This is a genomic window from Pseudonocardia sp. McavD-2-B, from assembly GCF_024124365.1.
Classification (GTDB): domain Bacteria; phylum Actinomycetota; class Actinomycetes; order Mycobacteriales; family Pseudonocardiaceae; genus Pseudonocardia; species Pseudonocardia alni.
Window position 1 is genome coordinate 1 of the sequence record NZ_JAMXSG010000194.1, and the last position, 11188, is coordinate 11188.

At 75.0% G+C, this 11188-nt stretch carries 10 protein-coding genes and 1 pseudogene; 9 read left to right on the top strand and 2 right to left on the bottom strand.

Annotated features, from left to right (window positions below; all coding sequences use genetic code 11):
* Window positions 1–765: pseudogene (locus tag NH602_RS21735) on the top strand (hypothetical protein); the annotation flags it as partial.
* Between the two features lie 170 nt (window positions 766–935).
* Window positions 936–1658, top strand: coding sequence for a mycofactocin biosynthesis peptidyl-dipeptidase MftE (gene mftE / locus NH602_RS21740; protein WP_253068769.1), 723 nt, complete (start codon window positions 936–938; stop codon window positions 1656–1658).
* A 7-nt stretch (window positions 1659–1665) separates the two neighbouring features.
* Here the strand turns inward: mftE and NH602_RS21745 are convergent, their stop codons facing one another.
* Window positions 1666–2799 (bottom strand): alkaline phosphatase family protein, encoded by a 1134-nt coding sequence (locus NH602_RS21745; protein ID WP_253068770.1) that lies wholly within the window; start codon window positions 2797–2799, stop codon window positions 1666–1668.
* Window positions 2800–2895: 96 nt separating this feature from the next.
* On the opposite strand from NH602_RS21745, the gene mftF reads away from it, so the two are divergent.
* The 7 genes from mftF (at window position 2896) to NH602_RS21780 (ending at window position 10825) form a co-directional block, all read left to right on the top strand.
* Complete coding sequence (gene mftF, locus NH602_RS21750) at window positions 2896–4389, top strand: mycofactocin biosynthesis glycosyltransferase MftF (RefSeq protein ID WP_253068771.1); 1494 nt, start codon at window positions 2896–2898, stop codon at window positions 4387–4389.
* 383 nt (window positions 4390–4772) lie between these two features.
* Window positions 4773–5288 (top strand): (2Fe-2S)-binding protein, encoded by a 516-nt coding sequence (locus NH602_RS21755; RefSeq protein WP_100878813.1) that lies wholly within the window; start codon window positions 4773–4775, stop codon window positions 5286–5288.
* Window position 5289: 1 nt separating this feature from the next.
* Window positions 5290–7773, top strand: a complete 2484-nt coding sequence (locus NH602_RS21760) for a xanthine dehydrogenase family protein molybdopterin-binding subunit (protein ID WP_253068772.1) — start codon at window positions 5290–5292, stop codon at window positions 7771–7773.
* Window positions 7770–8621 carry a xanthine dehydrogenase family protein subunit M gene (locus tag NH602_RS21765; protein ID WP_179761740.1) on the top strand — a complete coding sequence of 284 codons (852 nt, stop codon included), beginning with the start codon at window positions 7770–7772 and terminating at the stop codon, window positions 8619–8621. Before NH602_RS21760 ends, NH602_RS21765 begins: the two co-directional genes overlap by 4 nt.
* A gap of 89 nt (window positions 8622–8710) precedes the next feature.
* A complete protein-coding gene (locus tag NH602_RS21770; protein WP_179761741.1) occupies window positions 8711–9427 on the top strand; it encodes an SRPBCC family protein in 717 nt (238 codons plus the stop codon).
* A gap of 76 nt (window positions 9428–9503) precedes the next feature.
* Window positions 9504–10520, top strand: a complete 1017-nt coding sequence (locus NH602_RS21775) for a P1 family peptidase (RefSeq protein WP_253068773.1) — start codon at window positions 9504–9506, stop codon at window positions 10518–10520.
* The gene (locus tag NH602_RS21780; RefSeq protein ID WP_179761743.1) at window positions 10517–10825 is read left to right on the top strand and encodes a hypothetical protein; all 309 of its coding nucleotides are present in this window, start codon (window positions 10517–10519) and stop codon (window positions 10823–10825) included. The genes NH602_RS21775 and NH602_RS21780 overlap by 4 nt, the downstream gene beginning before the upstream one ends.
* A 59-nt stretch (window positions 10826–10884) precedes the next feature.
* Here NH602_RS21780 and NH602_RS21785 read toward each other — a convergent pair.
* The coding region (locus NH602_RS21785; protein WP_253068774.1) for a PepSY domain-containing protein at window positions 10885–11188 on the bottom strand (304 nt) is incomplete at its 5' end.

The window sequence follows — 11188 nt, forward strand, 5'->3', positions numbered from 1 at the left end:
GGCACCCCCGGCGGACGGCTCGCCCTCGCGGCGACCGCGCCCGGGCGGGCCGAGCTCGGCCACGTCGTCGCCGACCTGCTGCGCGAGGCGCACGCGGCCGGGGCCGAGATCCGGTACGGCACGACCGTCGACCGCGGGTTCGTCGAGGAGCTGGACCCCGCGGCGGTCGTCGTCGCCACCGGGTCGGTGCCCGCCGTCCCGTCGTGGGACCCGGAGCGGCTGACCGTCCCCGTCGACGACGTGCTGGCCGGGGTGCGCCTGCCTCCGGGCCCGGTGCTCGTCGTCGACGAGCTCGGGTTCCACCAGGCCACCTCGGTCGCCGAGCTGCTCGCCGCCCGCGGGCACGCCGTCGAGGTCGTCACCCCCGCGCTGGTCGTCGGGCAGGACCTCGGGCTCACCCTGGACCGCGAGGGGTTCCGCCGCCGCGCGCACGCCGCCGGGATCCGCTGCCGCACCGACCTCGCCGTGCTGGGGGTGCTGCGCAGGGGTGAGCAGAGCCGTGGTGAGCAGAGCTGCGCCGAGCCCGACTGCACCGTGGAGCTGCTGCACCACCCGACCGGCCGCACCGAGCGGCGCGACGTCGGCGCCGTCGTCGCGGCGACGGCCACCGTCCCCGCCACCGGCCTGTGGTCCGCGCTGGCCGGCGGTCCGTGGCCGGTGCACCGGATCGGCGACGCGCTGACCCCGCGCCGGTTCGACGCCGCGATCCGTGAGGGCCGCCTCGTCGACCTGGAGCCGGGTCGAGTTCCTACGGTCGTCGGGTGACCACCGAGATCCCGGGCCCGCCGCGCCGGAGCCCGTGAGTGGGCCGGGCCGGCCGTCCTCGCGCTGCCCCTGCTCCTCCTCGCTCTCGACGTGCGCGTCCTCCGACCGGCGCCGTCGTCCTCGTGGTGACCGCTGCGCCGGACCGGGACCCGACGGGGCAGGCTGGGACCGTGCGCCTCGCGGATCTGACCTGGCCCGACCTCGACCCGGCCGCGGCGTATACGCTGCTCGTGCCGGTCGGCTCCACCGAGCAGCACGGCCCGCACCTGCCGCTGGGCACCGACACCGCCGTGGCGTCGGCGGTCGCGTCGGCGCTGCACGACGCCGACCCGGGGCTCGTCCTCGCCCCCGCACTGCCCTACGGCGCCGCCGGTGAGCACGAGGGCTTCCCCGGCACCGTGTCGATCGGGGAGGACGCGCTGCGCACCGTCCTCGTCGAGTACGGCCGCTCGGCGTGCCGGTGGGCCTCGCGGCTGGTGCTGCTCAACGGGCACGGCGGCAACGTCGCAGCGCTCCGCTCGGCGGTGACCCTGCTGCGCCACGAGGGCCGCGACGCCGGCTGGCTGTCCTGCGTCGCCGACGTCCCCGGGGTGCCGCTGGACGCGCACGCCGGGCGCTACGAGACCTCGCTGCTCGCCCACCTGCATCCCGGCCTGGTCCGCACCGACCGCGCCGAGCCGGGCGACACCCGGCCGCTGCGCGAGGTCATCGGGGAGCTGCGGGCCGGGGGGATCGCCGCGGTCAGCCCGAACGGCGTGCTCGGTGACCCGGCCGGCGCGTCGGCCGGGGAGGGGCTGCGGCTGCTCGCGGCGATCACGGCGACGGCGTCCGCGGCGGTCACCGCGTGGGACCCCGACCCCGGCACCGGACGCCTCCGCCCGCCGCCGGCGTAGCGCGGGGTCACGCCGCGGAGTGCACCAGCAGGGGCACGAGCTGCTCGGCCGTGGTGAACGAGCCGTGCTGGCCGGGCAGCGTGGACAGGAACGGCTCCGCCTCGCTCCGGACCACCGCCGCCGTCCCGTGCAGCGCGGCGACGACGTCGCCGACCCGGTCGAGCACCCGGTCGGTGACCGGCCCGAACCAGCCCCGGGCCACCGCCTCCTCCCGGCTGACGACGGCCGCATCGTCGCCGAGCACCGCCTGCCAGGCGGCCAGCGCGTCGGCCGCCGCCCCGGGCTCGGCGTAGACGTGCCGGGCGCGCGGGTCCCCGCCGAGCAGCGCCACGCCGTCGGACAGCGCCGGGGTGGTGTCGGCGTCGACGGTCCGGTCGACGGTGACCATGCCGTGGTCGCCGGTGACCGCCAGCAGGGTCCCCGCGGGCAGTGCCTCCAGCAGCATCGCGAGCAGCGCGTCGACCTGGCGCAGCTGCCAGCGCCACGCCGGGCTCCCGGGGCCGTACAGGTGGCCGACCTTGTCCAGGTCGGCGTGGTAGCCGTAGACCAGCCGCGGACCGGGGCCCTCCACCCCGGCGAGGATCTCCACGGCCAGGTCGCCCAGCGCGGCCACCCCGCGGTACTCGCCACCGCGCAGCCCCGACCGGGTCAGCCCGGACGTCCGGAACTCCAGCGGCGACACCGACCGGACCGCGACGCCCGCCGCCGCGGCCCGCTCCAGCACGGTCGGCTCCGGCTGCACCCGCTCCGGGACGAGCCGCTCCCTCAGATCCCGGCGGCCCGAGGACCAGCCCAGCGCGTCGAGCAGCTCGCCGTCGACGCGGAACCGCAGCCCGAGCGTGCCGTGCGCGCCCGGCGGCAGCCCGGTGCCGAGCGAGGTCAGGCTGATCGGGGTGGTCGAGGGGAACCCGACGGTGAGCGGTCCGGCGTCGGCGAGCCCGGCCAGCACCGGCGCGTCGGCGGCGTGCGCGTGCAGCAACTCGTGGCCCAGCCCGTCGACGAGCAGCAGCACCGCCGCCCCTGCCCGCGGGAGCCCGAACGCGGGCGGCCGGTCGTCGAGCGGGGCGCCGATCGCGTGCAGCAGGGCGGGGAGGACGTCGGCCAGCGTCGCCGAGCCGTAGCGGGGGAGGACCTCGGGCATGCCCCGGAGTCTGCCCGGCGGGACCCGTGCGGACCACGCCGATCGGGCAGGTGCGGGTGTCGACCCGCGGCGGCCGGGGATGGAAGGCTCCCGGAGGTGACCGCCGCCCGGACCGACCCCGACCGTCCCTCCGCCACGACCCCCTCGGGCCCGGCGGACCGGCGGCTCCCGGACGGCTTCCGGGTGGTGCTCGACCGTCGCACCCGGCGGCTCGACGGCGGCGCGGCGCTGCTCGGCGGCGCCCCGCCCCGGCTGGTGCACCTGTCCGCGCGGGCCCGCGCGCTGCTGCCCGCCCCCGGGCGGCCGCTGGTCGTCACCGGCCCCACCGAGCGGTCCCTGGCCCGCACCCTGCTCGACGCCGGGCTCGCCCACCCCGTCCCCGACACCCCGGCGGGGATCACCGCGGCCGAGGTCACCGTCGTCGTCCCGGTGAAGGACCGGCCGCTGGACCGGCTCCTCGCCGCGCTGGCCGGGACCGGGGTGGCCGGCCCGGTCGTCGTCGACGACGGGTCCACCGACCCGGCACCGCTGCGCCGCGCCGTCGAACGGGCCGGGGGGACGGTCCTGCGGCACGCCACCCCGCGCGGCCCGGCGGCCGCCCGCAACGCCGGCCTCGCCGCCGCGACCACCCCGTTCGTGGTGTTCCTCGACTCCGACGTCGTCCCCGAACCCGGCTGGCTCCCCCCGCTGCTCGCCCACCTCGCCGACCCCGCGGTCGGTCTCGTCGCACCGCGGATCGTGGCGCCGGACCCGGAACGGGGCGGCGGGCTGCGCGGGGCGGTCGGGCGCTACGAGGCGGTGCGGTCGTCGCTGGACCTGGGGCCCGACCCGGCACTGATCGTGCCGCGGTCCCGTGTCGCCTACGTGCCGAGCGCGGCGATGCTCGTCCGGGTGTCGGCGGTCGGGCCGGTCGCGTTCGACCCGCGGATGCACGTCGCCGAGGACGTCGACCTCGTCCTGCGCCTGCACGCGGCCGGCTGGGAGATGCGCTTCGAACCCGTCGCGCGGGTCGCCCACGACCACCGCACCCACCCGGGGGAGTGGCTGCGGCGCAAGGCGTTCTACGGCACCGGGGCGGCGCCGCTGGCGCGCAGGCACCCCGGGGCGGTGCCGCCGGTGATCCTCTCCCCCTGGACGGCGGCGGTCTGTCTGCTCCTGCTCGCCCAGCGGCGGGGGGCGACGGCGCTCGCCGCCGTCGTCACCGGGGTCGCGACCGAACGGCTGTCCCGGAAGCTGCCCCGGCTCGACCATCCGCGGCGCGGGGCGGCCCTGCTCACCGCGCTCGGCCTGTCCGGGGCGCTGTGGCAGACGGCGTCGGCGCTGACCCGGCACTTCTGGCCGGTCGCCGCGCTCGCCTGCCTGGTGTCGCGCCGGGCCCGCCGCGCGGTCGTCGCGGCGGCGCTGGCGGAGGGGCTGACCGACTGGTGGCGCCACCGCGACCGTGACCCGCGGGTCCGGACCGGGCCGCTGCTGCACCTGCTCGCGCACCGGCTCGACGACCTCGCCTACGGTGCCGGTCTGTGGTGGGGGGCCGTCGAGCACCGGACCTCCGCCCCGCTGCGGCCGACCGGTCCTGGCGCACGACGCTGACGCAGGTTAGGCTTCCCTGACCTCCGGGGTCGCACCACTCCGTCAGGACTGGTCTGAACGGGTGATTCGTGTTGCGTCACGGATCCGATTCTGAGGGCGCCTCTCGCCCACCTTCTCCGCGCCTGCGGTTGCGCACGACAGGCTGTCGCCGTGACGTCGGCACCACGCCACTCGACCTCCGGTCGCCCCGGTCCCGGCTCCTTGCACCCCAGGAAGATCGGGAGTGTGATGTGGGCGCTGCCACACGAGACGTGCGGCAACTTTTCCGGGCGCGCCGGCGTGGTCGCGAGACAGGCGACGGCGATCGGCGTTCCTCGGACGAAGTCCCCGGTCAGACCCCGCGCTTCGGAGCGTGCGTGGTCGCGTACGAGGAGTGAGAGTTCATGACAGAGGTCCGGGTCACCGTCGACGGCGTGAACTACGCCGACGACGTCGAGCCCCGCATGTTGCTCGCGCAGTACCTGAGGGAGACGCTGGGCAAGACGGGGACGCTGATCGGCTGCGACACCAGCAACTGTGGTGCCTGCACGGTTCATCTCAACGGGCAGAGCGTGAAGTCCTGCTCGGTGCTCGCGGTCCAGGCGGACGGCGCCGAGGTCACCACCATCGAGGGTCTCGCCCGCGACGGTCAGCTGCACCCGGTGCAGGAGGCCTTCCGCGAGTGCCACGGCCTGCAGTGCGGGTACTGCACGCCGGGAATGATCATGGCTGCGGTGGACCTGCTCGGGGACAACCCCGACCCGTCCGAGCAGGAGGTCCGTGAGGGCATCGAGGGCAACCTCTGCCGCTGCACGGGCTACCAGAACATCGTGCGCGCCGTGCAGACCGCGGCGAAGAACATGAAGCCGGGAGCCGCTCAGCCCTCCGGCCAGGCCGCCCCGGTTGCGGGAGGTAACTGACGTGACGACGACCGCCGAACCCACCACGACCGGCGAGATCGGCAAGGCCCGGGTCCGCAAGGAGGACCAGCGCCTCATCACCGGCCGGTCCCGCTACACCGACTCCATCACCCCTCCGGGAACCGTCCACATCGCCGTCGTCCGGTCGACGATCGCGCGGGCGACCATCACCTCGATCGACAAGTCCGAGGCCGAGAAGGCCCCGGGTGTGTTCGGCGTCTACACCGCGGCCGACCTCGGTGCGGAGGAGGTCGGCATGCCCTGCGCGTGGCCGATCACCCCGGACCAGAAGGCCCCGCAGCGCCCGGTGCTCGCCGTCGGCCGCGTCAACTTCTCCGGTGAGGGCGTCGCCGTCGTCGTCGCCCGGTCGGCCGCCGCCGCGCGCGACGCCGCCGAGCTCGTCGAGGTCGACTACGAGCCGCTCGACCCGGTCCTCGACATGGAGGCCGCCGCGCAGGACGGTGCCGAGCTGGTCCACCCGGACCTCGGCACCAACGTCTCCGCGACCTGGGTGTTCGACTCCGCCGCCGCCGGCACCGGTGCCGACGTGGCCGAGGCCATCAAGGCCGCCGAGGCCGACAGCGACTCCGTCGTCGTCCGCCGCCGCTTCCGCCAGCAGCGCCTGATCCCCGCGTTCATGGAGCCCCGCTCCTGCGTGGTGGACCCGACCGGTGAGCAGCTGACCATCTGGGCCGCGACCCAGGTGCCGCACATCCTGCGCACCATGACCACGGTGACCCTCGGGGTGCCGGAGTCCAAGCTGCGTGTCATCGCCCCCGACGTGGGCGGCGGCTTCGGCGGCAAGATCGGCGTCCTGCCCGAGGAGATGCTCTGCGTGCTGCTCGCGCAGAGGCTGGGCAAGCCGGTCAAGTGGACCGAGACCCGCAGCGAGTGCATGCTCACCGCGCACCACGCCCGGGACCAGATCCAGGACCTCGTGATGACCGCCAAGAAGGACGGCACCATCACCGGGTTCGACGTCCACCTCTACGCCGACATGGGCGCCTACCTGGGCCTCGTCGGGCCGGGTGTGCCGATCCTCGGCGCGTTCATGTTCAACGCGATCTACAAGATCCCCGCGCTGAAGTTCACCTGCTCCAACGTCTTCACCAACAAGACGCTGACCGACGCCTACCGCGGCGCCGGCCGCCCCGAGGCGACCTTCGCCGTCGAGCGCATGCTCGACGAGCTGGCCGTCGAGCTCGGCCGCGACCCGATGGAGCTGCGCGAGCAGAACTGGATCAAGCACGAGGAGTTCCCCTTCACGACCGTCGTGGGCCTGACCTACGACACCGGCAACTACGAGCAGGCCACGCAGCGCGCGATGGAGCTGTTCGACTACGCCGGTCTGCGCCGTGAGCAGGAGGAGCGCCGCCGCTCCGGTGACCCGGTCCAGCTGGGCATCGGCATCTCGACCTTCACCGAGATGTGCGGCCTCGCCCCGTCCCGCGTGCTCGGCTCGCTGGACTACGGCGCCGGCGGCTGGGAGGCCGCCAGCATCCGGATGCTGGCCACCGGCAAGGTCGAGGTCACCACCGGTGCCTCCGCCCACGGCCAGGGCCACGAGACGGCGTTCTCGCAGATCGTCGCGGACAAGCTGGGCGTCGCGTTCGAGGACGTCGAGATCCTGCACGGCGACACCCAGGTGGCGCCGAAGGGCCTCGACACCTACGGCTCGCGCTCGCTGGTCGTCGGCGGTGTGGCCATCGTCAACGCCGCGGACAAGGTGATCGAGAAGGCGACGAAGATCGCCGCGCACCTGCTCGAGGCCTCCGAGGACGACATCGAGTTCGCGAACGGCCAGTTCACGGTCAAGGGCACCGACAAGGGCAAGGCCATCCAGGAGATCGCGTTCGCCGCGTTCATGGCGCACGACTACCCGGAGGGCATGGAGCCCTCGCTGGACTCCGACGCCGTCTTCGACCCGGAGAACTTCTCCTACCCGCACGGCACCCACCTGGCCGCGATCGAGGTCGACACCGACACCGGCCGGGTGAACCTGCGCAAGTACGTCTGCGTCGACGACATCGGCAACGTCATCAACCCGCTGATCGTCGAGGGCCAGGTGCACGGCGGTCTCGCCCAGGGCATCGCGCAGGCCCTGTTCGAGGAGGCGAACTACGACGACCAGGGCACCCTGGTCAACGCCACGTTCGTCGACTACACGATCCCGTCCGCGGCGGACCTGCCGAGCTTCACCACCGAGACGGTCTCCACCCCGGCGACGAGCAACCCGCTCGGCGTCAAGGGCGTCGGCGAGGCGGGCACCATCGCCTCGACCCCGGCGATCCTCAACGGCGTGCTGGACGCGGTGCGGCACCTCGGCGTCGACGAGATCGAGATGCCGACCACCTCGCAGCGCGTGTGGCGTGCGCTCCAGGTCGCCAAGGGCAAGAACCCGCAGGAGACCCCGAGCGACACCCACGCGCCCGGTGCCGGCCTCGGTTCCATCGACCCGAACAACCCCAAGGGAGAGGTCCAGTGATCCCGGCCAAGTTCGACTACGTCCGGCCCTCCTCGGTCGAGGAGGCCGTGACGGCCCTGCAGTCGGCCGGGGAGGACGCCAAGATCCTCGCGGGCGGCCAGAGCCTGCTGCCGGTGCTGCGTCTGCGGATGGCCGCGCCGAGCACGATCATCGACCTCGGGGGCATCCCCGAGCTCAAGCGGATCGGCGAGGACGACCAGTACGTCATGGTCGGCGCGATGGCCACCCACCACGAGGTCATGCGCAACGACCTGGTGAACTCCCACGTGGAGCTGATCGCCCGGGCGACCGAGACCGTCGCGGACCCGCAGGTCCGCCACCGCGGCACCCTGGGCGGCGCGCTCGCGCACGCCGACCCGGCCGGTGACCTGGGCGCGGCCGCCCTGGCGATGGACGCCGAGTTCGTCATCCTGGGTGCCGGTGGCACCCGCCTGGTGACCGCGGCGGACTTCTTCCAGGACTACTTCACGACCGCGATCGGCGAGGGCGAGATCCTCACCATGATCCGGTTCCCGAAGCGGTCCGGCTGGAAGAGCCACTACGAGAAGTTCAACCGGGTCGCCCAGGCGTGGTCGATGGTGGCCGTCGCCGTGGCGCTGAAGGTGGACGGCGGGACCATCACCGAGGCCCGCGTCGGCCTGACCAACATGGGCAACGTGCCGATCCGGGCGACCGGTGTCGAGGCGGCCCTGGTGGGCAAGGCCGCGGGTCCGGACGTCGCGAAGGCGGCCGCCGAGCACGCGCTCGAGGGCACGTCCGCTCCGAGTGACGCGGACGCCGCCGCCGACTACCGTGAGCACCTGGCGAAGGTTCTCACCGGTCGTGCGGTGCTGGCCGCGGCCGGCTGACGTACCCGAGGAACACACCGACGCCGGCGCCGGCCCCGGAACCCCCGGGACCGGCGCCGGCGTTCGTTCGAGGAGGCTGGGCAGAGAAGATGCAACTGGAGAACAAGTTCACGATCGCGGCGCCGATCGAGGACGCGTGGAAGGCCCTCAACGACCCGGAGCTCATCGCTCCGTGCTTCCCCGGGGCGACCCTGACCGAGTACGAGGGCGACTCGTTCCAGGGCACCGTCAAGGTCAAGCTCGGCCCGATCTCGCTCACCTACAAGGGCAAGGGCACCTACATCGAGCGTGACGACGCGAACCACAAGGTGGTCATCGACGCGTCCGGCCGCGACGCCCGCGGCAACGGCACCGCCAAGGCCATCGTGACCGGCACGATGGTCGCCGACGGTGCGGACAAGACCTCGGTCACGATGGTCACCGACATGACCGTCACCGGTCGTCCGGCGCAGTTCGGCCGCGGCGTCATCTCCGACGTCGCCGACAAGATCATCGGGCAGTTCTCGAGCTGCGTCGCGGACAAGCTGACCGGCCCTGGTGCGGCGACCTCCAACGGCGCGGGCCCGAAGCACGCGGCCGACCAGACCAGCCCGATCCCGGCCGTCCCGCCGGGCCCGGGTGAGCAGGCCGCGCCCGCCCCGGTGAAGCGGACCTACCAGCCGCAGAGCAGCCCGGTCGAGGCCATCGACCTGCTCGACTCGGCGGGTGCCCCGGTGCTCAAGCGCCTCGGGCCGGTGCTGGGCGGCGTAGGCGCGCTCGTGCTGCTGGTCGTGCTGATCCGGCGTCTGCGCGGCGCGAAGGGCTGAGTCCCCCGCACGCCCCTCCGGGCCGGTACCGCGTTCCGCGGTGCCGGCCCGTGGCGTTGCGGGGCAGGATGGAGCGGTGCGAGCGGGCGAGCGGAACGGGCTGACCGACGTCGAGGGCCTGCGGGTCGGGCACGCGGTGGTGAACGGGCCGGGTGCCCGCAGCGGGACGACGGTCGTGCTGACCCCGCCGGGCGGCGCGGTCGCCGGCGTGGACGTGCGCGGCGCCGCGCCCGGCACCCGGGAGACCGACCTGCTCGACCCGGTCGCGACGGTCCAGCGCGTGCACGCCGTCACCCTGTCCGGGGGCAGCGCCTTCGGTCTCGACGCCGCGTCCGGCGTGATGGCCCGGCTGGAGCGCGACGGCGAGGGGTTCCCGGTGCCGGGCGCCGTCGTGCCGATCGTGCCGGCCGCCGTGGTGTTCGACCTCGGTCGCGGCGGTGACCCCCGGGTCCGCCCGACCGCGGTGACCGGCACGGCCGCCTACGACGACGCACACGCCGGCCCGGTCGTCCAGGGTTCGGTCGGGGCGGGCACCGGCGCGGTGTCCGGCGGGCTGCGCGGCGGGATCGGGTCGGCGTCCGCGGTGCTCACCGAGGGCTCTGCCGCCGGGACGACGATCGCGGCCCTGGTCGTCCTCAACTCCGCCGGTGCGGCCGCGGACCCGGCCACCGGTGAGGTGTACGGCGCCCGGCACGGTCTGCCGGGCGAGTTCACCACCGGGGTGGCCCCGGCCCTCGCCCCGCCGGAGCGGCTCGCCGCGCTGTACGCAGGGCACGTGAACCCGCTGGGGACGGCGACGACGCTGGTGGTCGTCGGCACCGACGCGGCCCTGGACAAGGTCGGCTGCACCCGGCTGGCGACGATGGCGCACGACGGCCTGGCCCGGTCGATCTCGCCGGTGCACACGATCCGCGACGGCGACTGCGCGTTCGCGCTGGCCACGGGCACCCGGGCCGCACCGGACGTCGCCGGGGTGTTCGCGCTGCAGGCGGCCGCGGCGGAGGTGACGGCGCGGGCGGTGGCGCACGCGCTGCTGGCGGCGGAACCGGCGCCGGACCGGCCGTCGTACTCGTCGCTCCTGGTGGGGCCGTGAGCGCGCCGAACCCGTGGCTGGGGCGCCCGCGTGCTCCGCGCCCGCCGCCCGCGCCGGACCCGGACGCGGTGCGTCTGGTGGGGCTGCCCCGGCGGCGGGCCGCGGCCCGGGCGGTGAACGACGTGGTGCGGGGCGTGGACGTGCGCGCGTTCGACGACGGGTGGACCGTCTCGTTCCTCAGCGGCTACTACACGCTCTGCCACACCCTCGACCAGCTGCTCGACGCCGTCGCCCCGGCCGGGGAGCGGGAGCTGCTGCGGGCGACGGTGCTGGCCGCGGCCGACGGGTCCGCGGGCCGGGGCTGACCGCCCGATCGGCGGGGCCCCGTGACCCGGGCCCCGCCGACCTCCGGTCCCGGGCCGGCTCAGTCGTCGTCGCGGTCGTGCCGGTCGTCGTCGCCGTCGTGCCGGTCGACGTCGTGGTCGAGGACCTGGCCGGTGGTGGCGTCGATGTCGAGATCGTGCTCGGTGGTGCCGTTCACGACCTCGACCTCCCAGTGGTCCCGGTCGTCGCTGCGGTCGTCGTCGCGGTCGTCGTCGTGCCGGTCGTCGTCGCTGTCGGCCCGGTCGAACTCGACCTCGGTGACCCGCCCGCCGCCCGCGGCGGCGAGGGCGGCGCGCTCGGCGGCGGCGCGGTCGACCGCGGGCGCCGGGGCGGGAGCAGGGTCC

Excerpts from the sequence above, each read along its gene's own strand:
- NH602_RS21745 (WP_253068770.1), bottom strand. The coding sequence starts at position 2,799 with ATGCCCGAGGTCCTCCCCCGCTACGGCTCGGCGACGCTGGCCGACGTC.
- NH602_RS21755 (WP_100878813.1), top strand. The coding sequence starts at position 4,773 with ATGACAGAGGTCCGGGTCACCGTCGACGGCGTGAACTACGCCGACGAC.
- NH602_RS21770 (WP_179761741.1), top strand. The coding sequence starts at position 8,711 with ATGCAACTGGAGAACAAGTTCACGATCGCGGCGCCGATCGAGGACGCG.